Source organism: uncultured Gemmiger sp. (genome assembly GCA_944388105.1).
Lineage (GTDB): Bacteria > Bacillota > Clostridia > Oscillospirales > Ruminococcaceae > Gemmiger.
The window spans coordinates 15,119-41,081 of record CALXHN010000012.1 but is presented as its reverse complement, the minus strand read 5'-3'; the positions used below and the strand labels follow the sequence as shown (position 1 = coordinate 41,081).

At 64.9% G+C, this 25,963-nt stretch carries 22 protein-coding genes and 1 pseudogene; 5 read left to right on the top strand and 18 right to left on the bottom strand.

Features of this window, described 5'->3' with window-relative positions:
• Both rpsI and rplM read right to left on the bottom strand, forming a co-directional pair.
• A partial coding sequence (gene rpsI, locus Q0K17_RS02795) for a 30S ribosomal protein S9 (RefSeq protein ID WP_294539702.1) occupies positions 1 to 362 on the bottom strand: 362 nt, incomplete at its 3' end.
• Positions 363 to 379: 17 nt separating this feature from the next.
• Positions 380 to 811, bottom strand: a complete 432-nt coding sequence (gene rplM, locus Q0K17_RS02790; protein ID WP_294539699.1) for a 50S ribosomal protein L13 — start codon at positions 809 to 811, stop codon at positions 380 to 382.
• 330 nt (positions 812 to 1,141) lie between these two features.
• On the opposite strand from rplM, the gene alr (Q0K17_RS02785) reads away from it, so the two are divergent.
• The gene (gene alr, locus Q0K17_RS02785) at positions 1,142 to 2,329 is read left to right on the top strand and encodes an alanine racemase (protein ID WP_294539696.1); all 1,188 of its coding nucleotides are present in this window, start codon (positions 1,142 to 1,144) and stop codon (positions 2,327 to 2,329) included.
• Complete coding sequence (gene lepA, locus Q0K17_RS02780; protein ID WP_294539693.1) at positions 2,329 to 4,137, top strand: translation elongation factor 4; 1,809 nt, start codon at positions 2,329 to 2,331, stop codon at positions 4,135 to 4,137. Before alr (Q0K17_RS02785) ends, lepA begins: the two co-directional genes overlap by 1 nt.
• 64 nt (positions 4,138 to 4,201) lie before the next feature.
• On the opposite strand, the gene alr (Q0K17_RS02775) is transcribed toward lepA, so the two are convergent.
• From alr (Q0K17_RS02775) to Q0K17_RS02700, 16 genes and pseudogenes are all read right to left on the bottom strand, one after another.
• Positions 4,202 to 6,292 (bottom strand): alanine racemase, encoded by a 2,091-nt coding sequence (gene alr, locus Q0K17_RS02775; RefSeq protein WP_294539688.1) that lies wholly within the window; start codon positions 6,290 to 6,292, stop codon positions 4,202 to 4,204.
• Complete coding sequence (locus Q0K17_RS02770) at positions 6,289 to 7,038, bottom strand: M15 family metallopeptidase (protein ID WP_294539685.1); 750 nt, start codon at positions 7,036 to 7,038, stop codon at positions 6,289 to 6,291. The genes alr (Q0K17_RS02775) and Q0K17_RS02770 overlap by 4 nt, the downstream gene beginning before the upstream one ends.
• Positions 7,035 to 8,090, bottom strand: a complete 1,056-nt coding sequence (locus Q0K17_RS02765; RefSeq protein ID WP_294539682.1) for a D-alanine--D-alanine ligase family protein — start codon at positions 8,088 to 8,090, stop codon at positions 7,035 to 7,037. Before Q0K17_RS02765 ends, Q0K17_RS02770 begins: the two co-directional genes overlap by 4 nt.
• Before the next feature lie 135 nt (positions 8,091 to 8,225).
• A pseudogene (locus Q0K17_RS02760) lies at positions 8,226 to 8,927 on the bottom strand (HAMP domain-containing sensor histidine kinase); the annotation flags it as partial.
• A 469-nt stretch (positions 8,928 to 9,396) separates the two neighbouring features.
• A complete protein-coding gene (gene vanR / locus Q0K17_RS02755) occupies positions 9,397 to 10,092 on the bottom strand; it encodes a VanR-ABDEGLN family response regulator transcription factor (RefSeq protein WP_294539679.1) in 696 nt (231 codons plus the stop codon).
• 152 nt (positions 10,093 to 10,244) lie between these two features.
• On the bottom strand, positions 10,245 to 13,274 hold the full coding sequence (locus Q0K17_RS02750; protein WP_294539677.1) for a phospholipid carrier-dependent glycosyltransferase: 3,030 nt from the start codon (positions 13,272 to 13,274) through the stop codon (positions 10,245 to 10,247).
• Positions 13,275 to 13,376: 102 nt separating this feature from the next.
• A complete protein-coding gene (gene cysS / locus Q0K17_RS02745) occupies positions 13,377 to 14,771 on the bottom strand; it encodes a cysteine--tRNA ligase (protein ID WP_294539674.1) in 1,395 nt (464 codons plus the stop codon).
• Between the two features lie 89 nt (positions 14,772 to 14,860).
• Positions 14,861 to 15,436, bottom strand: coding sequence for a CDP-diacylglycerol--glycerol-3-phosphate 3-phosphatidyltransferase (pgsA, locus tag Q0K17_RS02740; protein WP_294539671.1), 576 nt, complete (start codon positions 15,434 to 15,436; stop codon positions 14,861 to 14,863).
• 3 nt (positions 15,437 to 15,439) lie between these two features.
• The gene (rimO, locus tag Q0K17_RS02735; RefSeq protein WP_294539668.1) at positions 15,440 to 16,783 is read right to left on the bottom strand and encodes a 30S ribosomal protein S12 methylthiotransferase RimO; all 1,344 of its coding nucleotides are present in this window, start codon (positions 16,781 to 16,783) and stop codon (positions 15,440 to 15,442) included.
• A 34-nt stretch (positions 16,784 to 16,817) separates the two neighbouring features.
• Complete coding sequence (locus Q0K17_RS02730; protein ID WP_294539665.1) at positions 16,818 to 17,432, bottom strand: regulatory protein RecX; 615 nt, start codon at positions 17,430 to 17,432, stop codon at positions 16,818 to 16,820.
• Positions 17,432 to 18,601 (bottom strand): recombinase RecA, encoded by a 1,170-nt coding sequence (gene recA / locus Q0K17_RS02725; RefSeq protein WP_294539662.1) that lies wholly within the window; start codon positions 18,599 to 18,601, stop codon positions 17,432 to 17,434. Before recA ends, Q0K17_RS02730 begins: the two co-directional genes overlap by 1 nt.
• Before the next feature lie 61 nt (positions 18,602 to 18,662).
• Positions 18,663 to 19,598 carry a peptide chain release factor N(5)-glutamine methyltransferase gene (gene prmC / locus Q0K17_RS02720; RefSeq protein ID WP_366776653.1) on the bottom strand — a complete coding sequence of 312 codons (936 nt, stop codon included), beginning with the start codon at positions 19,596 to 19,598 and terminating at the stop codon, positions 18,663 to 18,665.
• Positions 19,591 to 20,547 carry a DUF1385 domain-containing protein gene (locus tag Q0K17_RS02715; RefSeq protein ID WP_294539659.1) on the bottom strand — a complete coding sequence of 319 codons (957 nt, stop codon included), beginning with the start codon at positions 20,545 to 20,547 and terminating at the stop codon, positions 19,591 to 19,593. The genes prmC and Q0K17_RS02715 overlap by 8 nt, the downstream gene beginning before the upstream one ends.
• 26 nt (positions 20,548 to 20,573) lie before the next feature.
• Complete coding sequence (locus Q0K17_RS02710; RefSeq protein WP_294539656.1) at positions 20,574 to 22,016, bottom strand: HAMP domain-containing sensor histidine kinase; 1,443 nt, start codon at positions 22,014 to 22,016, stop codon at positions 20,574 to 20,576.
• A 42-nt stretch (positions 22,017 to 22,058) separates the two neighbouring features.
• Positions 22,059 to 22,760, bottom strand: a complete 702-nt coding sequence (locus Q0K17_RS02705) for a response regulator transcription factor (RefSeq protein WP_294539653.1) — start codon at positions 22,758 to 22,760, stop codon at positions 22,059 to 22,061.
• A gap of 39 nt (positions 22,761 to 22,799) precedes the next feature.
• Positions 22,800 to 24,119 carry a hypothetical protein gene (locus Q0K17_RS02700; protein ID WP_294539650.1) on the bottom strand — a complete coding sequence of 440 codons (1,320 nt, stop codon included), beginning with the start codon at positions 24,117 to 24,119 and terminating at the stop codon, positions 22,800 to 22,802.
• A 206-nt stretch (positions 24,120 to 24,325) separates the two neighbouring features.
• On the opposite strand from Q0K17_RS02700, the gene Q0K17_RS02695 reads away from it, so the two are divergent.
• Genes Q0K17_RS02695 through Q0K17_RS02685 form a run of 3 tightly spaced genes read left to right on the top strand, consistent with a single transcriptional unit; the run spans position 24,326 to position 25,929 of the window.
• Entirely contained in the window at positions 24,326 to 24,535 is a 210-nt protein-coding gene (locus tag Q0K17_RS02695) for a helix-turn-helix transcriptional regulator (protein WP_294539647.1), read from the top strand.
• Positions 24,532 to 25,020: a hypothetical protein gene (locus tag Q0K17_RS02690; RefSeq protein WP_294539644.1), complete on the top strand. Its 489-nt coding sequence runs from the start codon at positions 24,532 to 24,534 to the stop codon at positions 25,018 to 25,020. The genes Q0K17_RS02695 and Q0K17_RS02690 overlap by 4 nt, the downstream gene beginning before the upstream one ends.
• A 30-nt stretch (positions 25,021 to 25,050) precedes the next feature.
• Positions 25,051 to 25,929 (top strand): CPBP family intramembrane glutamic endopeptidase, encoded by an 879-nt coding sequence (locus Q0K17_RS02685; protein ID WP_294539641.1) that lies wholly within the window; start codon positions 25,051 to 25,053, stop codon positions 25,927 to 25,929.
• Positions 25,930 to 25,963 lie beyond the last annotated feature (34 nt).

Sequence of the window (25,963 nt, the reverse complement as noted above, 5' to 3'; positions counted from 1 at the left end):
TTGAGGCCGTACTTCTTACGTTCCTTCATACGAGGATCGCGGGTCAGGAAGCCAGCCTTCTTCAGGGTGGTGCGCAGCTCGGGGTTGAACTGCAGCAGGGCGCGGGACAGGCCATGGCGGATGGCGCCGGCCTGGCCGGAGCAACCGCCGCCGACCACGTTGACGACCACGTCAAACTGGCCTTCGGTGCCGGTCAGGACCATGGGGCTGCGAGCCAGCAGCTTCAGGGTGTCCAGGCCGAAGTAGGTGTCCAGCTCACGGCCGTTGATGATGAACTTGCCGGTGCCGTTGTACACGCGGACGCGGGCAACGGAATGCTTACGACGGCCGGTGCCGTAGAAATATTCTTTAGTCTCGTACATTTTCGCTGCCTCCTTGCTTAGAATTCGACCGCTTCAGGCTTCTGGGCGGTGTGGTTGTGTTCTGCGGTCTTGTAGCAGTGCAGGCGGGTCATGGCCTTGGCGCCCAGGGTGTTGGAGGGCACCATGCCCTTGACAGCGTAGGTCATGGCCTTGTCGCTGGCTTCGGCCATCAGGGTCTTGTACTGGGTCTCCTTCAGACCGCCGATCCAGCCGGAATGGGTGCGATGGAACTTCTTCTCCAGCTTCTTGCCGGTCAGGACAGCCTCGTCGCAGTTGATGATGATGACATGGTCACCGCAGTCAACGTTGGGGGTGAAGGTGGGCTTGTTCTTGCCGCGCAGAATGACGGCAGCCTGGGCGGCGACGCGGCCCAGGGGCTTGCCGGCGGCGTCGATCACATACCACTTGCGGTCAGCCATCTCAGCGGGCTTAGCGAGCGTAGTACTCATAATACTGAATCCTCCATACTGTATATTCACGCGCCCTTCGGCTTTCTTGGTCCGCAGGGGTATCGGGAACGTCCGTTGGGACGTTTTTTAGCGCAAGAGTGATTATAACAGACCCGGCCGGACAAGTCAACGGTTTCGGGCATGTTTTTTCATTTATTCCTGTGTAACTCTCGTTTTCTCTTGTTTTCTCTTGTTTTCTTCCATTTTCTTTTACGGCATTTTTGATTTTGTTCCGCTGGGCCGGCGTACTTCTCAAACAGGATGGTGTGTGGTATAATAGTAAGGTATATGGCCAGAAACAGGCATCCCGAAGATACGAGGTGGTTGGGTTTGAACACATCCCGTTTTGAAAAGCACTGCTGGGCCGAGATCGATCTCGACGCCCTGCGGGCCAATTATGAGTATATCCGCCGCCAGGTGGGCGGGCCGGTGTGCGCGGTGGTCAAGGCCGACGCCTACGGCCACGGCGCGGTGGCGGTGGCCCGGGCCCTGGAGCCCGCCGGGGCAGCGGGCTTTGCGGTGAGCTGTCTGGGCGAAGCCAAGCATCTGCGCCGTCACGGCATCACCCGCCCGGTGATGATCCTGGGATACACCTCCCCGGCCTTTGCCGCCGACCTGGCAAAGGAGCAGATCACCCAGGCACTGTTTTCCACCGAATACGCCGCTGCCCTTTCCCAGGCGGCGGTGGCGGCCGGTGTCACGGTGGACTGCCACCTGAAGGTGGACACCGGCATGGGGCGCATCGGCTTTGCGGTGCGGTCCGGCTTTGACGAAGCCCTGAAGGAGATGGAGCACTGCTACACCCTGCCCGGGCTGCGCATCACCGGGGTGTTCCAGCATTTTGCGGTGGCGGACAGCACCGAGCCTGACGACGAGACCTACACCGACGAGCAGCACGCCCTGTTCGCCCGCACGGTGCAGGCCCTGCAGGCCGACGGGCTGGACACCGGCACCACCCACTGCGCCAACAGTGCCGCCCAGCTGCGCCACCCCGAATGGCGGGCCCGGATGACCCGGGCAGGCATCATCCTGTACGGGCTGAACCCCAGCCCCCAGGTACAGTTTGACGCCCTGCGCCCGGTGATGACCCTGAAAACCGTCATCACCCAGGTCAAGACCCTGGAGGGCGGGCAGTCGGTGTGCTACGGCCGCACCTACACCGCCCAAACACCCCGCCGGGTGGCCACCGTCAGCGTGGGCTATGCCGACGGTTATCCCCGTCTGTTGTCCGGCAGCGCCGGGGGCGGGGTAATGACGGTCCACGGCAAGCCGGCCCCGGTGCTGGGGCGGGTGTGCATGGACCAGACGGTCATTGACGTGACCGATATTCCCGAAGCCGCCATGGGGGACGAGGTGACCGTCTTCGGTCCCGGCGGCGCCGACACCGCCGATACCATTGCGCAAAAGGCCGGCACCATCAACTATGAGGTGGTGTGCGGCATTTCCCGCCGGGTGCCCCGCCTGTACATGCAGGACGGCAAACCGGTGAGCATCTGGAACAACTTGGAGGAAGGTTAATGGCACAGGATACCATCCGCAATTTCTGCATCATCGCACACATCGACCACGGCAAGAGCACCTTGTCCGACCGGATTCTGGAACTGACCGACAGTGTGGACAAACGCACCATGGAGGACCAGATCCTGGACGACATGGAGCTGGAACGGGAGCGGGGCATCACCATCAAGGCCCGGGCCGTGACCATGCACTACAAGGCCGATGACGGCAAGACCTATATGTTCAACCTCATCGACACCCCGGGCCACGTGGACTTTTCCTACGAGGTCAGCCGCAGTCTGGCCGCCTGCGAGGGCGCGGTGCTGGTGGTGGACGCCAGCCAGGGCGTGGAGGCCCAGACCCTGGCCAACTGCTATATGGCCATCGACCACAACCTGGAAGTGGTGCCCATCCTGAACAAGATCGACCTGCCCAGCGCCGACCCCGACACCGCCGCCAAGGAGGTGGAGGACATCATCGGCCTGCCCTGCGAGGACGCCCCCCGGGTGTCCGCCAAGCTGGGCATCGGCATCAAGGACGTGCTGGAACGGGTGGTGCAGGACATTCCCGCCCCCACGGGGGACGAGAATGCCCCCCTGAAGGCCCTGATCTTTGACAGCGTCTACGACAGCTACAAGGGCGTCATCGTCTACATCCGGGTGTTCGAGGGCACCGTGCGTCCGGGCGACACCATCAAGCTGATGCACACCGGCGCCCAGTTCCAGCTGGTGGAGGTGGGCCACATGGGCGCCACCGCCCTGGCCCCCTGCGACTGTCTGAAAGCCGGCGAGGTCGGCTACCTGACCGCCAGCATCAAGACGGTGCGGGATACCCGGGTGGGCGATACCGTCACCCTGGCCGCCAACCCCACTGCCGAGCCCATGCCCGGTTTCCGCAAGGTGACCCCCATGGTGTTCTGCGGCATCTACCCCGCCGACGGCGCCGACTATCCCGACCTGAAGGACGCGTTGGAAAAGCTGCAGCTCAACGACGCCAGCCTGAGCTTTGAGCCGGAAACCAGCGCGGCGCTGGGCTTCGGCTTCCGGTGCGGGTTCCTGGGGCTGCTGCACATGGAGATCATCACCGAGCGGCTGGAGCGGGAATTTGACCTGGACCTGATCACCACCACCCCCGGTGTCCAGTACCGCCTGACCCTGACCGACGGCACGGTGGAGATCATCGACAATCCTTCCGCCTACCCCGACCCCACCCGCATCGAAAAGGCGGAGGAACCCTTCGTCAACGCCCACATCTACACCCCCAACGACTATGTGGGCCCGCTGATGGACCTGTGCCAGCAGAAGCGGGGTGTGCTGGTGGACATGAAATATATGGACGAGACCCGTGTGGACCTGCACTACCAGCTGCCTTTGGGCGAGATCGTCTACGACTTCTTTGACGCCATCAAGAGCCGCAGCCGGGGCTATGCCAGCTACGACTACGAGTGGGAGGACTGGCACCAGTCCAATCTGGTGAAGCTGGACTTCCTGCTCAACGGCGAGCCGGTGGACGCTTTGTCCATGATCGTCTTCAGCGACAACGCCTACGCCAAGGGCCGCCGCATCTGCGAGAAGCTGAAGGAGAACATCCCCCGCGCCCTGTTTGAAATTCCCATCCAGGCAGCGGTGGGCGGCAAGATCATCGCCCGGGAGACGGTCAAGGCCATGCGCAAGGACGTGCTGGCCAAGTGCTACGGCGGCGACATCACCCGCAAGAAAAAACTGCTGGAAAAGCAGAAAGCCGGCAAGAAGAAGATGCGCCAGCTGGGCAGCGTGACCCTGCCCAGTGAGGCCTTCACCGCCGTGCTCAAGCTGGATTCCGATACCTGATATTCTGGCATCACCCACAACAAGCGCCGGGTGCCTCCCTGTCTGGGGAAGCACCCGGCGCTTTTTATATGTCCCGCACCAGCAGGCCCAGCCGGGAGCCCAGGCGGGAGAGCAGCTCATTGGTGATGGTGCCGCAGGCGACCGCCACCTCCTCTGCCCGCAGGGTCCCGGCGCCGTCGGTGCCGATGAGGGTGGCACACTCCCCCGCTTTGGGCGGGGTGGGCAGGTCGGTGGCGTCCACCAGCATCTGGTCCATGCACACCCGCCCCACCACCGGGCAGCGGGCACCGTGGAGCAGCACCACGCCCCCCTGGGCGCCATAGTTCCGGGGCAGGCCGTCGGCGTACCCGATGGCCAGCACCGCCAGACAGGTATCCCGCCGCGCGGTGAAGGCCAGACCGTACCCGGCCCCCGCCCCCGCCGGGACCCGATGCACCGCCGCCACCCGGGCCCGCAGGCTGAGCACCGGCCGCAGGGGCAGCGGATGGTCCACCGGGTTGCTGTCACTGTACACCCCGTAGAGAAGCAGCCCCGGTCGGGCAGCGCCGAAGGTGTGGCCTGCGGTGCAGGCGGGGTTCAGGATGCCGTAGCTGGCCTGCAGGTGGGTCAGCCCCGGGTCCAGCCCCATCCCCCGGAGCAGAGCCAGGGTACGCACAAAGGTTCCGGTCTGTTGTCGGGCAAAGGCCCGGTCCGCTTGGGAGGTACCGTCGGAGGTGCACAGATGGCTGTACACCCCTTCCACCCGAAGATGGGGCAGGGCAAACAGCTCCGCCAGCGTGCCGATCTCCTCCGCCGGAATGCCCAGCCGGTGCATGCCTGTATCCACCGCCAGATGCACCCGGACCGGCACCCCCTGGGCCGAGAGAGCCCGACCGTGGTCCGCGTCCGCCACCGTGGCACACAGGCGCCAGCGGCGCAGCACCGGGGCCTGGGCCGGGTCGGTCCAGCCCAGGATCAGGATATCCCCCCGGATGTCTGCCTTGCGCAGCCGGATGCCTTCCGACAGGCAGGCCACCGCAAAGAGGCGGACGCCTTCCCGCTGCAAAGTCCGGGCCACCGGCACCGCCCCGTGGCCGTAGGCGTCCGCCTTGACCACCGCCATGAGAGCGCAGGAGGCAGGCAGGGCATCCCGCAGCAGGGCGGTATTCTGGCGCAGGGCGGCCAGGTCGATCTCCCGCCACGCCCGGACGTCCGGGGGCAGGGTGCGGCGGCCGGTGAGGGATTGCAGCGCAAAGGCCAGGGCCACGCTGAGCGGCACCACCACCGCGAAGTGGACGAGAGAATTTTCCACCAGCAATCCCCGCAGGCCCAGGAACCGGGCCGCCCCCCGCACCGCCACGATGCACCAGGGATGCAGGATATACACCAGGGCAGCCGTGCGGCGCACCGCCCGGTCCTGCCCGCCGTTGACCGCCAGCAGCAGCCCGAAGAGCCCCCACATGGTCAGGGGCAGGAAAAGATACATGCTGTCGTGCCGGGGGATGCCGGCCGTGTGCAGGGCCAGACTTTCCAACGTCATGGCGCCCAGACCCGCCAGGAACAGCCAGGTGCTGGGGCGGGCCGCGGGCACCGGCCGCGGGGCAAAGGCCGCCCCCAGCAGCAGAAAGAGGGGCAGCAGGAACAGCCCGTTGCGGGTGTAGTCCCAGAGGGTGAACACCACCTCATACAAGGCCCCCAATCCCGGCAGCTGTCCGGCCAGCCCGTAATAACTGTCCCCGCCCAGGCCGATGAGATACAGCAGACCGGCCACGGCCCACCCGGTCCGGCCGGTTCCGGCCAGCAGACGGGCGATGGGCAGGGCCAGCAGCAGGGCGGGCAGATACCACAGGTGGTAGAAGGTGCCGTTGAACACCAGACCCCGCCACCCCACAGGGTTGCCCGCGTACAGGTTCAGGGGCAGGTACAGCAGCACCGATGCGGCATACAGCCCCAGGGTGTGCCGCCACAGACGCCCGGTGCCCTGCCAGTGGCCCCGGGCCAGAAAATACCCGCTGACCATGGCGAAGTAAGGCACCGCCACCCGGGCCAGCACCCGGGTCAGCCACAGGTCCGCCGCCGGGGAAAAGCTGCCCAGCGGGCCGGTGTGGATGGCCACCACCAGCACGGCGGCCAGCAGCCGGAACCGGTCCAGGGACGGGAGGGGTTGTCTGTTCATGGCTGTCCCTCCCACACCGTCAGGATGAATCCGCCCTCGTTGGTGCCGGACAGCTGCCAGCAGGGCCCCGGAGCGGGGCGGGTGGTGCCGGTGCCGCAGAAGGGCAGATACCGCACCTGTACCCGGCGGCCGTTTTCCAGCCGGACCACCCGGGGTGCCTCCCGCAGGAAGGCAGGGTATTCCTCCAGGCAGATGCCCGCATCGGTGAGGATGGCGGCGTGGGGCACCCCCACATACCGGAAATGCCAGGGCTCGGCGGCAATACCGGTTTTGTCCTGTTTTTCTTCGGTGTATCGTTCCACAAAGCCGTACCGGGCGGCCACCCGGCGGAAGGCCCCGCACACCCCGTCGTAAGGGAATTCCGGGCGGATGAAGTCGATCTTGTCGGCGCTGAGGGCCAGGTCCACCGCCAGACCGGTCTGGTGCTCGCTGCACCCCGGGCGGGCCACATACCGGGCAGTAAAGTCCGGGCCATGGTCGGTGAGAGAGCCGTCCCAGATGGCCTGCTGTTCCTCCTGGCTGCGCCAGCCGGACACCGGCAGGATCTGCCCTTCCCCGTGCACCGCCCGGATGGCGGCGGCCAGCATCCGGGCGGCGGTGCGGTCCAGGTGCTGGTCCGGCCAGCCGCCGGTGAGGGGTACCAGGTCGGGGATCAGTTCCTCCCGCAGGGGATGGTCCCGGTTGACCAGGATCAGGCTGCCCTTGCGGGAAGCGGCGGCTGTCAGGTGCAGGTCGGCGGGGGTCATGCTTCCACCCCCAGTTCCACCAGCCTGTCCAGCAAGGCCGGGAACGAATACCCCGCCTGCCGCATCATGGCCGGGAACCGGCTGTGGGAGGTGAGCCCCGGGATGGTGTTCACCTCATTGAAGATGATGCGGCCGTCCGGGGTGAGAAAGAGGTCCACCCGGGCAAAGCCCCGGCAGCCCAGGGCCCGGTACACCGCTTTGGCAGCGTTCTGGATGCGGGCGGCGGTGGAGTCCGGGATGCGGGCGGGACAGTGGATGGCCGCATGGCGCAGGGTGTATTTCTCGGTATAATCAAAGAGCACGTCGGCGGGGGCCAGTTCGATCTCGTCCACCGCCCCCACGGTCAGCGGCCCGCCCGGGTTGCCCATGACCCCGCAGCCCACCTCAAAGCCGGGGATAGTCTCTTCCAGCAGGACTTCGTCATCGTGGCGGAAGGCCTCCGCCACCGCCGGGGCCAGGGCGCCAGGGCCTTCCACCCGGCTGATGCCGAAGGAGGAGCCCGCCCGCACCGGCTTGACGAACACCGGCCAGCCGATGGCTTCGGCGGCGGACAGGATCTCCTGCGGGCCGGTGCCCCGGGGGAACACCGCACTCTTGGGCACCGCCACCCCGGCCAGGGCGGCCAGCTTGTGGGCCCGGTCCTTGTCCATGCACAGGGCACCCGCCAGACAGCCGCAGCCGATCAGGGGAACCCCGGCCAGTTCCAGCAACCCCTGCAGGGTGCCGTCCTCCCCGTTTTTGCCGTGAAGTACCGGGAAGGCCGCATCAAAGGCAATGCGGCGGCCGTCGGCCAGCCACAGTTCCCCGGCGCCCCGGGCGGCGTTCAGGGTGCAGGGGACGCAGTGGAGTTGGTCCTTGTGCCAGGTATCGGCGGGAATGGCCGGGATGGGGCCGGTATAGTACAGCCACTCCCCTTCCCGGGTGATGCCCACCGGCACCGGGGCCCAGCGGGCGGGGTCGAGATTTTCCAGCACGGCGGCCGCCGACTGCAGAGAAACGGCATACTCGGTGGAGCAGCCGCCGAAAAACACCAGGATTTTGCGTGCATGCATGGGGATTCCTCCTTGCAGGACGCAGAAATTTTGCCAGCACAAAGCGCCCTGCCTTGCTCCTTTATGGTAGCAAAACAGGGCGCGGGTTGTTTGCAGGCCGCCTTGCGGGGTGTTTGTGATTTGTATGCGAAATTCTTACGAATTTCTTGCGGCAGGCAGGGTGACGGTGAAGGTGATGGTGTTGTCGGCGCTGTCGGCCCGGATGGTGCCGCCGTGGGCCTGGACGATCTGGCGGGCGATGGCCAGCCCCAGCCCCGCCCCGCCGGAGGAGGTGCCCCGGGAGGAATCCAGCCGGAAGAACTGCTCAAACAGACGGTCCAGCTTTTCCGGCGGGATGGTGCGTCCGGCATTGGTGAACTGCAGGGTGACGGTATCCGCCCCCTGCTCCGCCCGGATCTGCACACAGGTGCCGGGGAAGCTGTAATGTTCGGCGTTGCGCAGAAGATTGTCGAACACCCGGGCCAGTTTGTCCGGGTCCCCTTCACACCGCAGCTCGGCGGGCAGGTCCAGGGTGCAGTGCAGCTCTTTTTCCCGGAACACCGGTTCAAACTCGCTGGCCACCTGTTCCAGCAGCCGTTTCAGGTCCACCGGCTGGGTGTCCAGTTCCAGGCGGGAAAGATTGAACCGGGTGATCTCAAAGAATTCGTTGATCAGGTCTTCCAGGCGCTGGGCCTTGTGCAGGGCAATGCCGGTATACCGGGCCCGCATCTCGGTGCTGATCTGGGGTTCGTCCTGCAGCAGGGTCAGGTAGCCGATGACGCTGGTCAGCGGGGTTTTCAGGTCATGGGCCAGGTACATGATCAGGTCGTTTTTCCGCTGTTCCGCTTCCCGGGCGGCTGCGGCGTCGGTCAGGGCCTTCTGGCGGGCCAGCTTCAGCCGCACTTCGGCTTCCGCCAGGGCGGGAGGCAGTTCGATCTCCCCTTTGGAGGGATCGGTCAGGCGGTCGGCCATGGCAATGACCCGGCTCAGGTCCCGCTGCCCCCACCGCAGAAACAGATAGGTCACTGCCATCCAGCCCACGGCCAGCAGCATCCAGACCAGGAACAGGGCGATGTCCCGCACGAACCGGGCCACGCTGTACAACCCCAGCAGGAGCATCTGGACGGGAAAGAGGCGGGCGTCCTCAAAGCTGGTCCAGTACAGGTCCCGGATGGAGCGGTACAGGGCATAGCCCGCAAAAAAGAGCAGGACGGTGCCCAGAACCACCCCCAGCATAGCCAGCAGGTAAAGGGCCAGCAGACCCATGGGGCTGCGGCCGTAGTAGGGCGTGCGGGGTTTGCGGGTGCCCCGCCGCTTTTTGAAAAGCTTATTCAACGGTGTAGCCCACCCCCCACACGGTCTTGATGAACTTGGGATGCCGCGGCGCTTCGCCCAGTTTTTCCCGCAGGCGGGCGATGTGGGACATCACGGTGTTGTTGCTGTCCAGGTATTTTTCGCCCCACACCGCCTCGAACAGCTCTTCGCTGGAGACCACCTTGCCCCGGTGGCTGCACAGATACCACAGGATGGAAAATTCCAACGGCGTCAGGGCCACCTCTTTGCCGTACAGGGTGCATTTGTGGGAGTTTTTGGCGATGGCCAGCCCGTGGATGTCGTATTCCTCCGGGTCGGCGGGCGCGGCGGCCCCGGCCGGATTGTACCGGATGTACCGCCGCAGCTGGCCCTTGACCCGGGCCACCAGTTCCAGGGGATTGAAGGGCTTGGTGATGTAATCGTCCGCCCCCAGGGTCAGGCCGGTGATCTTGTCCATATCCTGCACCCGGGCGGTGAGCATGATGATGGGGAAAAGATGTTCCCGCCGGATCTGCTGGCACAGGGCAAAGCCGTCCATATCCGGCAGCATCACGTCCAGCAGGGCCAGGTCGGGCGGGGACTGCCGGATGGCGTCCAGCGCTTCGGCGGCGGTGGCGGCGGTGCGCACCGTGAAGGCCTCGTTGCGCAGGTACACCCCCACCAGGTCGGCAATTTCCCGTTCATCATCCACCACCAGAATATCCGGCATGCGGTCATTTCCCCCTTTTGCTGTATGACTTGCTGTTTATTATACCACAGCGTCCCCGCCCCCGCCAACAAAGGCGGGCCAGTGTTTACAACCAGAAATCCTTTGCAGAAACCAAAAACGGCCCCCGCCTGCAGGCAGGAGCCGTTCTGCTCTCAATAAAATCCGAAGCTGGGAAGGATTTCCAGGCACCGGGCCCAGAATTCCGGCACCGGCAGACCGGACAAGGCCGGGTAGTAGGCCACGAACAGCACCAGGGATGCCGCCGTCAGCCCCACGCCGATGCGCTTGGCCCGCTGCTGGTTGCGGGCGCCCCCCAGCACCAGCACGATGGCTGCCAGACAGAACAGGGAGCTGGGGAAATAGTGGTACAGGAAAGTGCAGCGGGTGACCAGCATCCAGGGCACCAGCTGGGTGGCGTAGAGGATCAGCACCCCCATGCCGGTGCGGGTGCCCCGGCCGCTGATCTGCCGCCAGAACAGCAGCAGGATGGCCGCCAGCCCCGCCAGCCAGATGACCGGTCCGCCCAGGCCCGCGATGCTGCCCTTGAGTCCGGCAGCCAGGTGGGTGTTCTGGTAATACCACACCGGGCGCAGCCCCAGCAGCCAGGTGTACCAGCGGCTCTCAAAGGGATGGGTGGCCTTGAGGGTGGAGTGGTACCAGAACATATAGGTCTGGCAGTCCCACCAGTCCTTGAGTCCGAAGGAGGGGTCCCGCCAGAGGTAGGGCAGGTAGGAGGCCAGATAGATCACAAAAGGCAGCAGCACATAGAACATGACGCCGCCCAGGGCGGCGGTGCGGAATTCCCGCCAGAAACCGGGCTTGTGCTGCTTCCACCGGGCGTACAGTACCCCCAGGTAGAGGATGGCCAGTCCCGCCCCGGCATAGATGCCGGTCCACTTGGAGGCACAGCCCAGCCCGAAGGCCAGTCCCCCCAGGGCCATGGGCCACAGGGATTTCATGACCCCTTTTTCCAGCACGCTCTGGCAGTACCACAGCATGAAGTAGGCCCCCAGCAGGATGAAGAAGGTGCCGTAGATATCAATGGTGGCGATGCGGCTCTGGGCAAAGCGCATGAAGTCCAGCGCCAGCAGGCACCCGGCCAGCGCCCCCGCCCACACACGACGGGTGAGGCGGCGGCCGAAGCACCAGGCCAGGGGCACCAGCAGTACCCCGAACAGGGTGCCGGAGAACCGCCAGCCGAAGCCGGTCATGCCGAAGAGGGCAATGCCCAGCATGATGAAATCCTTGCCCAGAGGCGGGTGGGTGGTCTCGTACACTTTCAGGGCGTGGAGCAGTTCATACCCGGTACGGCCGTGGTAGATCTCATCAAAGTACATGCTGTTCAGCTGGCTGATGGTTTCGGGCACGGCGGATTGTTCGTCGAACATCTCGCCCCCGCCCTCCACCGGCACCAGGGAACCGTCAGCGGAACGCAGGGCCAGTTCAAAGATCTGGGCGTTGTTCACCGTGATCTGCAGGGTGGTGCCTGCAGGGATCTGCATGGACACCGACTCCCAGCTGAAAACGGTGGAGTATCCCAGTTCCTGGGTGTACAGGTCCATGCCGCTGTTCAGGGTAACGGTCAGGCTGCCCCCCGTGCTGATGCCGGGGTAGATCCACAGTTCGGCGGCGTCCCCCTGCAGGGTGACGGTCTGGGTCACGGTGGTGTCGGTGGCATCCAGCGGGTTCTGGGGGGCGGTCAGGCTGCCCAGGTAGGTGAAGCTGAGCACCGCGGTGGCGGCGGTGAGCCCCAGCAGGGCCAGCACCTCCCGCCGGGTCCAGCGGGGCTGGGTGTCGGGCAGGGCGATGCTCTGGGCCGCCCGGGAAAACCGCAGCGTCCGTTCCCCGCTCCGGCCCATCCGGGGTCCCATGGGGGAGGTCAGGCCGTGGCGGCATAGGGTCCAGGCGGTAAAGGCCAGCAGCACGAAGGCGGCGGTCTCGGCAAAGCCCACCAGCTGGGTGAACAGCCGGCTGGCGGCGGAGGTGAGCCATTCGTCCTCGGTGCCAACCTGGGTGTAGACGGCGGCCAGGTTCAGGAAGCCGGTGAGGGAGAGCCCGAAGGCGACCCCGTACAGGCGCAGGTCGTTCCAGCGGGCGGCGGCCAGCAATACCAGCAGCATACCGGGCACCAGATAGCGCTCATGCATGCAGTGGGCGAAGGTGAAGATGCCCACCAGATAGAAGCCGGCCAGCAGCAGCGGGGAAAACCGGCGTTTTTCCCGGGGGGCTTTGCGGTCGGCGGCCCAGGCGATGATGCCCAGGGCCAGCACGGCCAGGGTGAGGACCGCAATGTTGAAGATGCTCAGCATACCCCAGGTGACCGGCCCCACCACGGGGTCCGTCAGCGGGGTCCAGTTGCCGCCCAGGGCAGCAAACCAGTTGAAGGCGTTGATGGTGGCGTAGGGGTAGCCGGAGGAGGTGGAGATGTACTTTTCCACCAGGGAGGGGAGCAGCCGCACCGGACCGTAGAAGGGCAGTCCGGCAGCCAGAGGCACCGCCAGTGCCAGGGCCGCTCCGCCGAAGATGCGGCCCACCGCCCGGGCAGCGGCCTTGGGCCCCTGCCCTGCCCCGTCGGCCACCCCCAGCACAAAGCAGAGGGCCAGCACCGGTCCGGCCAGCAGGGCCTGGGGTTTGATGGCCAGCGCCACCCCGTACAGGAAGGCCGCGGGCAGATACCGGCGGCGTTCCAGCAGCCAGAAGCAGAACAGCAGCGGCAGCACGAAAGCGGCATCCACCTGCTTCCACACACCGGTGGCAAAGAGCAGCAGCGGACAGAACGCGGCAAAGATGCCCATGCGCCGTGCCTGGGCGGGATCTTTCACCCCGTGCAGGGCTTCCCGGTAGACCAGGGCGGCGATGGCGCAGTCGCACAGGGAGGGCACCAAAACCAGCAGCACCCGTCCCGGGGCAGAGTCCCCCGTCAGGCCGAGCAGCCCCCGCACCGCCGCCACCAGGGCCAGCACCGGCAGGTAGCCGGGGGGATAATCCGCAAAGTAGTCCGCGCTGTAAAAGGCGGCAGGACCTTCATGCAGGAGTCTTTCGCCCCAGGCGATGAAGCAGGACATATCGTAGGTATAGCCCTGGGTCACGGCGGCCAGCACCAGCCGCACCGCAAAGGCAGCGGCCAGCACCGGCAGGAAGGCTTTCCACTCCGGGGATAGTTTCAGGCGTTCTTTGTACATACGCAGGTCTTTCCGTAGGGGCGCGGTGCGCGCCGGATACAAAAAACAGGAATGAGCTGCGCCCCGTGGCGCAATGTCTGCCCATTCCTGACGGTTTGTTGATTACAGCTTGCTGATCTGGGGGCCCTGGGCGGTATCGGCCACGCTCCAGCCCATCTCGGTGAGCTGGGCGCGGATGGCGTCGGCACGGGCCCAGTCCTTGGCCTTCTTGGCGGCAGCGCGCTCGGCCACCAGGTCGGTGACTTCCTGGGGGATGGCCGAGGTCTTGCGGTTGTACACCAGGCCCAGCACGCCGGTCAGCTCATCGAACATATCGGCGGCAGCCTGCAGGCTGGCCTTGTCCGCGGAATCGGACAGGGTGTTGATCTCCTTGACGAACTCAAAGATGGCGGCCAGGGCGTCGGGGGTGTTCAGGTCATCGTCCATGGCGGTGACGAACTTCTTCCTGGCTTCCTGGGCCTTCTCCGCCAGGGTGGTGTCGGTGCCGTGGGCATGCTCGATGGCAAAGTCCAGGTTGTCCCGGCAGGTATACAGCCGTTCCAGAGAGTTCTTGCAGCTTTCGATGAGCTCCACCGTGTAGTTCAGGGGCATGCGGTAGCCGGCGGTGAGCATGAAGTACCGGATGGGCTCATAGCCGTACTTGTCCGCGATCTCCCGCACGGTGAAGAAGTTGTTGGCGCTCTTGGACATCTTCTGGTTGTTGATGTTCAGGAACCCGTTGTGCATCCAGTACCGGCTGAAGGTGCAGCCGTTGGCGCACTCCGACTGGGCGATCTCGTTTTCATGATGGGGGAAGATCAGGTCCTGACCGCCGCAGTGCAGGTCGATGGTCTTGCCCAGATGCTTGCGGGCCATGGCGCTGCACTCGATGTGCCAGCCGGGGCGGCCGTGGCCCCAGGGGCTGTCCCAGTAGGGCTCGCCGGGTTTGGCGGCCTTCCAGACGGCAAAATCCGCCGGGTCTTCCTTCAGGTCGTCGTCCATCTGGCTGCGCAGGGCGCGGTTGCCGCTTTCCAGGTCGTCCAGGTTCAGGTGGCTCAGCTTGCCGTAGCCCGGATCGGACTTGACCCGGAAGTACACGTCCCCGTTGCGGGCAGGGTAGGCGTGGCCGGAAGCCACCAGGTCCTTGACGATCTTGATGATCTCGCCGATATGTTCGGTGGCACGGGGGCGGACGGTGGGCTCCTTGACGTTCAGGCCTTCGGAGTCCTTGATGTACTCGGCCTCGAACTTGCGGGCCACCTCCTGCATGGAGACGCCCTCCTGCTGGCCCTTGGCGATGAGCTTGTCGTCAATATCGGTGATGTTGGAAACGTAATACACCTTGTTGCCCTGGTATTCCAGATAGCGGCGCAGGGTGTCGAAGACGATCATGGGGCGGGCGTTGCCCACATGGATATAGTTGTAGACCGTGGGCCCGCAGACGTAGATGCGGTATTCCCCGGGGGTCTGGGGGACGAATTCTTCCTTCTGGCGGGTCAGGGTGTTGAAAATCTGCATAACGGAGCTTCCTTTCCGGATGGTTTCGGGATCTTCCTTGCTGTTTCATTATAGCCCCGGCGCCGCAGCGGCGCAAGGGCTGGCGACGCTTATTTTGCCTGCATGAAACAGCGGCGGTTCTGCCACAGATAGATACAGCCGGAGATCACCGTGACCAGGGCCACCAGCCAGCACAGCACCTGGGTGATGAGGCCGAAGGCCATGATGTCGGAATCCCCCATGAAGAAGGGCACGAAGTAGTAGAACAGCACGGTGAGCATCTGCAGCACCGTCTTGACCTTGCCCCACATGTTGGCGGCAATGACGGTGCCGGCCCCGGCGGCGATCATCCGCACGCCGGCCACGGCGAATTCCCGGAAGAGGATGACCGCCAGCACCACGGGAGAGCACAGGCCGTCCACCAGCATGTAGATGAAAGCGGCGGTGGTGAGCATCTTGTCCGCCAGGGGGTCCATGAACTTGCCGAAATCGGTGACCAGGTGGTATTTGCGGGCCAGGTAGCCGTCCAGGAAGTCGGTGAGGCTGGCCACCGCAAAGACGATGCCCGCCACCAGATGGGCGTTGGGATTGTAGGCGGCGGTGCCGATGCGGCCATACGCCGCAAACACCATGAACACGGGCACCAGAACGACCCGCAGCAGGGTCAGCTTGTTGGGCAGATTCATTGCTTACTCCTCCTCGGATTCCACATAGCCGTACAGGTCGTATGTATCACTGTCGGTGATGGTCACGCGGTAAAATTCGCCGGGGGTCAGGGGGGTATCGGCGGGGGTCAGCACGTTGCCGTCGATCTCCGGGCAGTCGGCCTGGGTGCGCAGCAGATACATGCCGGTCTCGTCGTCCACCCCGTCACAGATGCACTCGAAGGTCTTGCCCACCTTGGCGGCCATGGCGGCGGCGCTGATATCCGCCTGGATCTCCATGATGTGCTCCGCCCGACGCTGCTTGACCTCCTCGTCGATCTGGCCGTCCATGGTGGCGGCGGGGGTGTTTTCTTCCGCCGAGTAGGCAAAGCAGCCCAGCCGGTCGAACCGCACCGTTTTGACGAAGTCGCACAGTTCGGCGTACTCCTCCTCCGTCTCACCGGGGAAGCCGGCGATGAGGGTGGTGCGCAGGGTCAGGCCCGGGATGGCCGCCCGCAGCCGGGTGATGGCGTCCTCGATCTCCCGGCGGCCGCCCCGGCGGTTCATGGCCTGGAGGACCCGGTCATCGCAGTGCTGGATGGGCAGGTCCAGATAGGGCACCACCTTTTTGTTGCGCACCATGGCGGCGATGAATTCGTCGGTGATGCGCTCCGGGTATGCGTACAGGATGCGGATCCAGCGGATGCCGTCGATCTCGTTCAGCCGGTCCAGCAGCTCGCAGACCGCTCCGGGCTTGCCCCAGTCCTCGCCGTAGGCGGTGGGGTCCTGGGCCACCACGATGAGCTCCCGCACCCCTTCCCCGGCCAGCCAGCGGGCTTCGGCCACGCAGTCTTCCAGCGGACGGCTGCGCAGCGGGCCCCGGATCAGCGGGATGGCGCAGTACCGGCAGCGGTTGTTGCAGCCTTCGGCGATCTTCAGGTAGGCGTAATGGGAGGGGGTGGAAATGACCCGGGCGCCGCCCAGGGGCATATCGGTCTTGGGGCCGTAGCTTTCCAGCCGGTCAGCCCCGGCGGCACAGACCCGCTCCACAATGGCGGGCAGGGCGGCGTTGGAGCCGATGCCCACCACCGCGTCCACCTCCGGCATTTCGGAGGCGATCTGCTGCTTGTAGCGTTCGGCCAGACAGCCGGTGACAATGACCTTCAGGTCCGGATTCTGCTGTTTGTACTGGCAGGCCATGAGGATGTTCTCGATGGCCTCCTCCTTGGCGGACTGGATGAAGCCGCAGGTGTTGACGATGATCACGTCCGCCTGGGCAGGGTCGGCCACAGTCTGGTGCCCCGCCTTGAGGAGGGCGTGGCAGAAAACGTCGGCGTCCACCTGGTTTTTGGGGCAGCCCAGGGAGATGATGGCAATGTTTTTGGTCATGATGGTTTCCTTTTATCTGTGTGATGAGGGGCGGTCATTCGTCCCGGGCTTCCTGCAGGACGGTGCGGATGACACCGTGGGAAAAGCCCCGGCGGGCCAGGGCGGCAGCCACCTGGGGTTCCTTGCCCTGGGCCAGTTTGGCGGCATACTGCCGCTGTACCAGGGCCCGGGCACTGGCCAGATCGGGGTCCTCTTCCTCGCCTCCCAGGTCTTCCACCACCGCGGCGGCGGTGTCCCGGTCGATGCCTTTCTTGTTCAGGTCCATGAGGATCTCCCGCCGGCTCTTGCGCTTGCGCAGCAGTTCGGCGGCCCGACGGCGGGCAAAGTCCTCGTCGTTGAGCAGGCCCAGCTCCCCGGCCCTGGCCACCGCGGCGGCGGCGCTGTGGGGGTCGAACCTGCGGCAGAGTTTGTCGTACAGTTCCCCGGCGGCATGGTCCCGCAGAGCCAACAGGTCCATGGCCTTGTCCAGGGCGCGGCGGGTATCGCTTTTCTTGCGCAGTTCCTCGATCTGCCAGGATTCCAGCTCGTCATCCTTGTGCAGGCCGGCGTCGGCAAAGGTGCCTTCGTCCAGGGAAAAGGCGAACTCTCCGTCAAAAAACAGGGCATACCGCCCCTTTTTGGTCTCGGAAATCTGTGTCAGCTGCGGCATCAGTCGTCAACCATGATATCCAGGTCCACCTCGCTGCCGGTGGTCTTGGGGGCAGCGGGGGCTTCTTCGGCGGCAGGGGCAGCGGCCACCGGAGTGGCCACCTTCTCGATGGGCTTGACGGTGCCCTTCTTGCCGGCGGCGATGAGCCGGTCAGCGTTCTCCCGCACGATCTTTTCGATCTCCTCGGCCACGGCGGGGTTGTCTTTCAGGAACTGCTTGGCGTTGTCCCGGCCCTGGCCCAGGCGCACATCCCCGTAGTTGAACCAGGCGCCGCTCTTCTGCACGATGCCCAGCTTGACGCCCAGGTCGATGATCTCACCCACCTTGGAGATGCCTTCGCCGAACATGATGTCGAATTCGGCTTCCCGGAAGGGAGGTGCCACCTTGTTCTTGACGATCTTGGCGCGGGTGCGGTTGCCGATGAAGGAACCGTTGGAATCCTTCAGGCCTTCAATGCGGCGCACATCGATCCGCACCGAGGAATAATACTTCAGGGCACGGCCGCCGGTGGTGACTTCGGGGCTGCCGTAGACCACGCCCACCTTTTCACGCAGCTGGTTGATGAAGATGCAGACGGTGTTGGTCTTGCCGATGATGCCGGTGAGCTTGCGCAGGGCCTGACTCATCAGGCGGGCCTGCAGGCCCACGTGGGAATCGCCCATCTCGCCCTCGATCTCGGCTTTGGGGACCATGGCAGCCACCGAGTCCACCACGATGGCGTCGATGGCACCGGAGCGGACCAGGGCTTCGCAGATCTCCATGGCCTGCTCACCGGTGTCCGGCTGGCTGACCAACAGGCTGTCGATGTCCACCCCCAGGGCCCGGGCATAGGTGGGATCCAGGGCGTGTTCCACGTCGATGAAGGCCACCTCGCCGCCGTTGCGCTGGGCTTCGGCCAGCACCTGCAGCGCCAGGGTGGTCTTGCCGGAAGATTCGGGTCCGTAGATCTCCACGATACGGCCGCGGGGCACGCCGCCGATGCCCAGAGCCATATCCAGGCCCAGGCTGCCGGTGGAGATGGCATCCACCTGCATGGTCACATTGGCGCCCAGCTTCATGACGGCGCCCTTGCCGAACTGCTTTTCGATCTGGGCCAGGGCCGTTTCCAGCGCGGCCTTCTTGTCGCCGGCCGGTGCGGCGGTGGATTTGGTTTCTTTTTTGGCTGCCATTGTATTTTCTCCTTTTCAGGGGGATCGCTCCCCCGCCTTTGGTATGGTTTGTATGCCCCTATTATACCCTGTCCGGCCGCAGATTACAACTATTTGTTGTGTCTCCGGCCGGGGATCCGGGGTCTGTTCCGGGCTTCTGCAGCAGGATGACCCGGTCGCTGCCGCCGTAGTCCTGCCGACAGCCGCTGTTGACCCAGCCGTTCCGGGCCCCCAGGTCCAGCACGGCCTGCCGCTGTGCATAGCCGATCTCCATCACCAGCCAGCCGCCGGGGCGCAGGACCTTCTGCCAGGGCCCGGTCAGGCAGCGGTAAAAGACCAGCCCGTCCGCCCCGCCGTCCAGGGCCATGGCCGGTTCCCGGGCGGTTTCGGGCATGAGAGCCTGCATCTCCGCCCCGGTGAGGTAGGGCGGATTGCTGACGATGAGATCCACACTCCCGGGGGACAGGTCCCGCCACCCGGTGAGCACATTCCCTTCGTGCACGGCCACTTCCGCCCCGGGCAGAGCTTCCCGGGCATTGCGGCGCAGGTAAGGCAGGGCTTCCGGGCTTTTCTCCCAGCAGGTCACCCGGGCATCGGGCACGAACCGCCGGACGCCCAGCCCCAGACAGCCGGTTCCGGCGCACAGGTCCAGCACCACAGGGCCGGCACCGGCCATTTTCCCCAGCAGGTCCACGGCGGTCTCGCAGACCACCTCGGTGTCCGCCCGGGGACAGAGGACCCCGGGGCCCACCCGCAGGGTAAAGTCCAGGAAATCCCAGCTCTCTGCAATATACTGCAGCGGTTCCCGTCCGGCACGGCGGGCGGCGAAGGATGCCAGGGCAGCCGCCTTGTCCGGCGGCAGCGGGGCGGTATCCAGGCGGGGGTCCCGCCCCACCGCCAGACGGTAGAGTTCCCGGGCATCAAAGGCGGCGTCGGGTACACCCGCTTCTTCCAGCCGGGTGCGCACCGCCCGCAGGGCATCCCGGGGGGCCAGACCGGCCAGGGACAGTTCAATCACGATTCCAGGCGGCCTCCTCCGGGGTCTCGGGCAGGACGGGGGTCACGGCGGCGATGGCCACCTCGATCATGTCGTCCTCCGGTTCAAAGGTGGTCAGCCGCTGCAGCCACAGCCCCGGCACCGCCACGGCCCTGGCCAGCCAGGAATTGGACCGCCCGGACCAGCGCAGCACCTCATAGGAGATGGCCACCAGCAGGGGCAGCATGGCCAGTTTGTACAGCACCCGCAGGCCGGTGCTGGTCCAGGGCAGCACCGCGTACAGCACAATGCTGATGAGCAGTACCAGGATCAGGAAGCTGGTGCCGCAGCGGGGATGGAAGCGGGAATGGCGGCGGATGTTTTCCACCGTCAGCGCCTCCCCGGCCTCGTAACAGGCGATGGTCTTGTGTTCGGCGCCATGATAGGCAAACACCCGGTGGATCTCCTTGGTGCGGGTGCACAGGAACATGTACCCCAGGAACAGGGCCAGCTTGATGACGGCTTCGATGATGACCCGGGGCCACCGGCCCAGGGTCAGTACCTGGGAGAGCAGGCCGGTGAGGAAGGTGGGCAGATACAGAAACAGGAACAGGGCCAGCACCACCCCCAGCAGGGCGGAGATGGTCATGAGGGCGTTCTGGAAGGCGGGGCCGGTGTGTTCGTCCAGCCACTTTTCAAAACGGGACTGCTCGGCTTCCTGTTCCTCCTCGGTGAGGGCGATGTCGGCGCTGTGCATCAGGTACTTGTACCCGCTGCGCAGGTTTTCCACCATATTGCAGACCCCGCGCACCAGGGGCACCCGGTTGTACCAGTGGGTGTGCACCTCCTCGAAGGTGAGGTCGATGGTGCCGTCCGGACGGCGCACGGCGCAGCAGATCTTTTTGGGGCCGCGCATCATGATACCTTCCATGAGGGCCTGACCGCCCACACTGGTACGGAATTTTTCGGTGGGACGCGATTCTTGCGGCATAAGACGAAGAGTCTCCTTTGTTGGTTTCAGATGGGTTCGTGCAGGTGTTCCTGCCCGGAGCGGTACAGCGGCAGGGTGATGAGCACGGTGGTGCCCTGCCCCAGGGTGCTGGTGATGTCGGTGGTGCCGCCCAGGGCGGTGACGATGGCATCCACCACCGCCAGACCGATGCCCGACCCGCGCACCGCGTTCTTGCCTTTGAAGAACTTGACCTTGACTTTTTCCAGGTCTTCGGGGGAGATGCCGCGGCCCTGGTCCCGCACCGACACGGTGACGGTGGCCGGACCCCGGGTCAGGGTGAGAAAGACCGACCCGCCGGGGGGCGAATACTTGATGGCATTGTCCAGCACATTGATGAACACCTGGCGCAGGCGGGCGGGGTCCGCCCACACCGGGAAGGGTTCGGGCGGTTCCTCATACACCAGGCGCAGGCCTTCCTGCCGGATCCGCCCTTCCACAAAGAGGGCGGCATCGGTGGCTTCGGCCACCAGGTCCAGCACCTGGCAGTCCAGCTTGATGCCGTTCTGCAGGCGGGAAAAGTCCAGCAGTTCCTCCACCATGGCATACAGGCGGTCGGTCTCGGCGCCGATGACCTCCAGGCCCTTGCGGTAGTTTTCGTCGCTGGGGTCCTTCAGGTTGGCGATGGTCTCCACCCAGCCCTTGATGGAAGTCAGGGGGGTGCGCAGTTCATGGCTCACCGAGGAGATGAATTCGTTTTTCATCCGCTCGGTCTCGGTCAGGTGTTCCGCCATCTCGTTGATGGTGCGGCACAGCCGGCCGATCTCGTCGTTGTAGCGGGTATCGGGCAGGCGGGTCTGCAGGTCTCCCCCGGCGATGCGGTTGGCGATGACCTCCACCTGGCCCAGGGGCCGGACGATGGACCGGATGAAGAACAGCCCGCTCCACAAGGCAAAGGCCAGGGCCAGCAGCACGATGCCCCCCGAAAGCAGCACCGTGTTCCACCATTGCCGGTCGGCCAGAGTCAGGCTGGTGACCAGACGCATGGCGGTGATGTTGCCCGCGTCATAGGGGACCAGGGCGGTGACCGCCATGACCCGCTCCCCGTCCGGGGTGCGGAAGATGGACCGCCCCACCCCGTCCGGGCTGACCAGGGCGTGGTAGTAGTCCACCCCTTCGGTAAGGTTCTCGTTGATGGTGCCGCTGGAGGTGGCCAGCACCACCCCGTTCTGGTCCAGCAGCATGAACTCGAACTTGTCTTTTTCCTCAAACTGTTCCACCGTGCGGCGCAGGGACTGGGCGCGGCTGGCGGCGTTGTTGTCGCTGTCGCCGGCGGTGCCGGTGGCCTGCAGCCGGCCGATGAAGGTGGAGAACCGGCTTTCCATGGCACGCTCAATGCCGCCGTAGAGGTTCTGGTAACAGAAATACAGGAACAGCCCTTCGGCCAGGGCCAGGATCAGCACCGTGATAAGCAGGCTGCCCCGCAGCCAGCGCTTGGTGATGCTTTGCACGTGGGGGTTCCCCCTTTCTTCCGGTGCATGCGGGTGTGGATATCAGGGGCTCCAGCGGTAGCCGTACCCCCATACGGTGAGGATGTGGGTGGGGCTGCTGGGTTCATCCTCGATCTTCATGCGCAGACGGCGGATGTTCACGTCCACGATCTTCACGTCCCCGTAATATCCCTTGCCCCAGACCCCTTCCAGGATCTTTTCCCGCACCAGGGCGGCGCCGGGATTGCGGAAAAACAGCTCCATGATCTGGAACTCCACCTGGGTCAGGTCGATGGGTTTGCCGGCCTTGTACAGCACCCGGCTCTTCTCATCCAGCACAAAGCTGCCGCTGACCAGCTGGTCGGGGCCGGAACCTTCCCGGCTGTCGCCGGCATTGCGGTGCACCCGGCGGGCCAGGGCCTCCACCCGGGCGATGAGCTCGGACACCGAGAAAGGCTTGGTGATATAGTCATCGGCACCGATGGAAAGGCCCCGGATCTTGTCGGTCTCCTGCCCTTTGGCCGAGACGATGATGATGCCGATATCGGGGTCGTCCCGGCGGATGGTCTCGCACAGGGAAAGGCCGTCCATGCCGGGAAGCATCAGGTCCAGCAGGGCTGCGTCACAGGGCGGGTTGGCGTGCAGCAGTTCCAGGGCGCGCTCGGCGCTGGGGGCTTCCAGCACTTCCCATCCGGCCATGCGCAGGTTCAGCACTTCCATTTCCCGGATGCTGTTTTCGTCCTCCACAACCAGGACTCGTTTCATACAGATAACTCCTTTCCATGACAAGGAATTCCACGGAATTCAGGGCAGGACCGTCACGCCGGACAGGATATCCTCCAACGTGAGGCCGTAATATTCGGTGAGGATGCGGGCCTGCAGCTGCTGGCTGCCGATGGTGGCCACCCGGCTGTATTTGTCGGTGCGCAGGTCGGTTTCAGCCGGGTCGATCACCCGCAGTTCGCAGTACTGGACATCCCCCGCCAGGTTGGCGATGATCCAGCCGCTGCCGTCGGCGTTGGATTTCAGGGAGACATTGCCGTGCATGGATTCCGGCAGGCGCAGGAAAAACCGGTGCTCACTGTCATACACGCCGAAGATGTTGTTGCTGCCCTCCTCGGTGGCGTAATCTTTCCACAAAAGGAAGTGCAGCTGGTTGGCCAGGGATTCCGGCACGGTGCCGCCGTCGGCGACCTGGGTGGGGATGTCCACGGTGCCGTTGCCGTCCACGTCCATGCTCAGCAGGTCGGTGTCATAGCGCTGGGTGGCGCTGTACAGGTCCGGGACCCCCGGCGGCATATACGTCTTGAGGAAGCCGCTTTCGGCGTCATAGATGATGATGCTGGAGGCCAGACTGGACGCCGATCCGGTCCAGCCGTCCACCACCACATAGGAGGCGCCGTCCTCCCCCACCCCGGCATGCAGACCCGCACAGCCGCTGTAAAAGCCTTCGCCCACGGCCAGGGTCTGGGCGGCCAGGAAGGTATCGCCGCCGGTGTAGGTCAGCAGCTGCAGGTTGATGCCGCCGTTTTCGGTCTCGGTGGGCAGGGCCAGGACCAGGTCCTCGGTACCGTCGCCGCCGTCGGTGACGTCGGACACCAGCATGTCGGTGTAGCTCTGTTTGTTGACGGTCTGCAGGGTCTCGTCGCTGTTGTACAGGTAGACCACCATGTAGCGGTCCCCCTGGGCACTGTCATACCCCACCAGCAGCTGCAGGGAATCCGCGTCCCGCAGGTGGGCGTAGCTGACCGTTTCCACCTCGCTGGACAGACCTTCGGTGCGCTGGGATACCCGCCAGCCGCCGGAATCGGTGGGTTCCAGGATGGCCAGCCAGACATTGGAGCCGCCGGATTCCACCGTGTAGAGAACGGCGGCTTCCTGGGTGCCGTCACCGTCCCAGTCGCCGAACAGAAAGGGGGAGAGAAAATCGCCGCTGGCCGGATATTTCAGGGTGGCCACTCCGTCCAGATAGCTGTTCAGGGCCTTCTGCACCGCGCTGCTCTGCCCCGACAGACGGGGAGCCCGCAGCAGGCTTTCGGTCTCGCCGCCGGGAAGCACACTGCAGCCGGTCAGACACAGGGCCAGCGCCAGGGCGGCCGCGGCCGTTCCGGGTGTATGGACCATGGACGCCCCTCCTTTCCGCCGTTTCAGGATATACACGGTCAGTATACCACAAATCGTCCCCTGCCGCAATGCGTGCCGGGGTGCGCCGGCATTTTTGCAAAGTATGCTTGACAGTTTTTGCAAAGTAAGCTATACTGAAACTGCAAAGCAGACTTTGCAATTTCAGTCCGCGGCATTCGCCCCGCGGGCCGGAAAGGCGATGACCCATGAAGACCCGTATTCCCGAACTGCGCAAAGCCCGACGGATGAGCCAGCAGGAGCTGGCCGACGCGGTGGGCGTGACCCGGCAGACCATCACCAGCATTGAGGTGGGACGGTACACGGCCAGCCTGGAACTGGCATACAAGATCGCCCACTATTTTGGACTTTCCATCGAAGAAGTTTTCGATTTCAGCCATTTGGAGGGAGAGCTATGATCATCTGTCAGCTTTTGGAAGGGCATCCGGCCGGCCTGGAAGAGTACCGGGCCCGCCTGCGTTCCCTGCGCCCTTTTTGTGCGGTGCTGCCGGTGCTGGGCGCCGCCACCGTGCTGTTTGCCCTGCTGGGGGTGCCCCGCCTTTTGGGCGAAGAGAGAAATATTTCCTTTTTCAGCGGATTTTACACCGGCACCGGGTTCTCTCTGATCGCCCTGGGATGCATCCTGTTCTTCCGCACCGGACGGCTGCTGCGGGACGACGCCGCCCTGCGCCGCCGCTTCACCCAGATCACCGACGAGCGGAACTGCCGCATCAACGAAAAGGCCGCGCTGGCCGCCGCCTTTGTCCTGTTCCTGGTGCTGTACCTCATTCTGCTGGCAGCCGGACTGTTTGCGCCGGTACTGTTCGCCTTCTGTCTTGCGGGCATCCTGGTGTTTGCGGTGCTGTATCTGCTGTTCCGCCTGTATTACAGCCGTGTGCTGTGACGTATCTGCCATCAAAGGAGGCGTTTTCCCATGCGTACATCCCGAAAGAACCTGCTGGCGGCCGTGAGCGGCTATCTTCTGGCTTTGCTCTTCCTGCTGTTCGTTGCTGCTCCCCTGCAGCTGCGGTACGGCATGCTGGGGCTGCTGTGGACCGAGCTGGGGCTGCTGGCCCTGGCCCTGCTGGGCACGGCCGTGTTCCGGTCCCCCTGGCGTCAGGTGTTCAATTTTCATCGCCCCACCTGGAAAGGGGTGGCCGGCACCCTGCTGCTCTGGATGGGCGCATACGCCCTGGTCATGCTGGTGTCCATGTTTACCATGCTTCTCGTTCCCCAGCGGCTGACCGATGTGAGCACCGCCATCACCGACCTGTTTTCCCAGGTCCCCTTTGTCCTGCGGTTTCTGTTGGTGGCGGTGACCCCGGCGTTCTGTGAGGAGATGCTCTTCCGGGGATACCTGCTCCATCACATGCAGCCCATGCCCGCCTGGGGACGCATCCTGCTGTGCGGCGGGCTGTTCGGGCTGTTCCATCTGGACCCGGTGCGGTTTTTGCCCACCGCCATCCTGGGCATCTTCCTCACCTGGGGTGCCCTGCGCAGCGGCAATCTGCTGTACGCCATGCTCTTCCACCTGTTCAACAACAGTCTGTCCGCCCTGGCCACCCTGGTGCCCGCCTCCGCCGACACCGCGGCGCTGGAGGCGGCGGAGACCGCCGGCACGGTCATGACCCTTCCTGCGCTGGGCGCCTACTTTTTCCTGGCCGCGGCCAGCCCCTGGCTGGTCTGGGCCGGACTCAGCCTGCTGCGCCCCAAGGATGCCCCCGCCCCCGACCGGGCCCGGTCCGCCATGCTCTGCCTGGTCCTCTGCGCCGCCTGCATTGCTGTGGGCTGGCTGCTGATGCGGATGGGCTGAGCGCCTTACTGCAAAAAACCGCCTTCCCGGCAGA

What these genes read in the sequence shown, in the direction of transcription:
- vanR (WP_294539679.1), bottom strand. Translation starts at nt 10,092, where the DNA reads ATGCCGGATATTCTGGTGGTGGATGATGAACGGGAAATTGCCGACCTG.
- cysS (WP_294539674.1), bottom strand. Translation starts at nt 14,771, where the DNA reads ATGCAGATTTTCAACACCCTGACCCGCCAGAAGGAAGAATTCGTCCCC.
- rplM (WP_294539699.1), bottom strand. Translation starts at nt 811, where the DNA reads ATGAGTACTACGCTCGCTAAGCCCGCTGAGATGGCTGACCGCAAGTGG.
- pgsA (WP_294539671.1), bottom strand. Translation starts at nt 15,436, where the DNA reads ATGAATCTGCCCAACAAGCTGACCCTGCTGCGGGTCGTTCTGGTGCCC.
- Q0K17_RS02750 (WP_294539677.1), bottom strand. Translation starts at nt 13,274, where the DNA reads ATGTACAAAGAACGCCTGAAACTATCCCCGGAGTGGAAAGCCTTCCTG.
- Q0K17_RS02700 (WP_294539650.1), bottom strand. Translation starts at nt 24,119, where the DNA reads ATGGTCCATACACCCGGAACGGCCGCGGCCGCCCTGGCGCTGGCCCTG.
- Q0K17_RS02765 (WP_294539682.1), bottom strand. Translation starts at nt 8,090, where the DNA reads ATGCATGCACGCAAAATCCTGGTGTTTTTCGGCGGCTGCTCCACCGAG.
- recA (WP_294539662.1), bottom strand. Translation starts at nt 18,601, where the DNA reads ATGGCAGCCAAAAAAGAAACCAAATCCACCGCCGCACCGGCCGGCGAC.
- Q0K17_RS02690 (WP_294539644.1), top strand. Translation starts at nt 24,532, where the DNA reads ATGATCATCTGTCAGCTTTTGGAAGGGCATCCGGCCGGCCTGGAAGAG.
- Q0K17_RS02695 (WP_294539647.1), top strand. Translation starts at nt 24,326, where the DNA reads ATGAAGACCCGTATTCCCGAACTGCGCAAAGCCCGACGGATGAGCCAG.
- alr (WP_294539688.1), bottom strand. Translation starts at nt 6,292, where the DNA reads ATGAACAGACAACCCCTCCCGTCCCTGGACCGGTTCCGGCTGCTGGCC.
- rimO (WP_294539668.1), bottom strand. Translation starts at nt 16,783, where the DNA reads ATGACCAAAAACATTGCCATCATCTCCCTGGGCTGCCCCAAAAACCAG.
- Q0K17_RS02770 (WP_294539685.1), bottom strand. Translation starts at nt 7,038, where the DNA reads ATGACCCCCGCCGACCTGCACCTGACAGCCGCCGCTTCCCGCAAGGGC.
- Q0K17_RS02715 (WP_294539659.1), bottom strand. Translation starts at nt 20,547, where the DNA reads ATGCCGCAAGAATCGCGTCCCACCGAAAAATTCCGTACCAGTGTGGGC.
- lepA (WP_294539693.1), top strand. Translation starts at nt 2,329, where the DNA reads ATGGCACAGGATACCATCCGCAATTTCTGCATCATCGCACACATCGAC.
- Q0K17_RS02730 (WP_294539665.1), bottom strand. Translation starts at nt 17,432, where the DNA reads ATGCCGCAGCTGACACAGATTTCCGAGACCAAAAAGGGGCGGTATGCC.
- Q0K17_RS02705 (WP_294539653.1), bottom strand. Translation starts at nt 22,760, where the DNA reads ATGAAACGAGTCCTGGTTGTGGAGGACGAAAACAGCATCCGGGAAATG.
- Q0K17_RS02685 (WP_294539641.1), top strand. Translation starts at nt 25,051, where the DNA reads ATGCGTACATCCCGAAAGAACCTGCTGGCGGCCGTGAGCGGCTATCTT.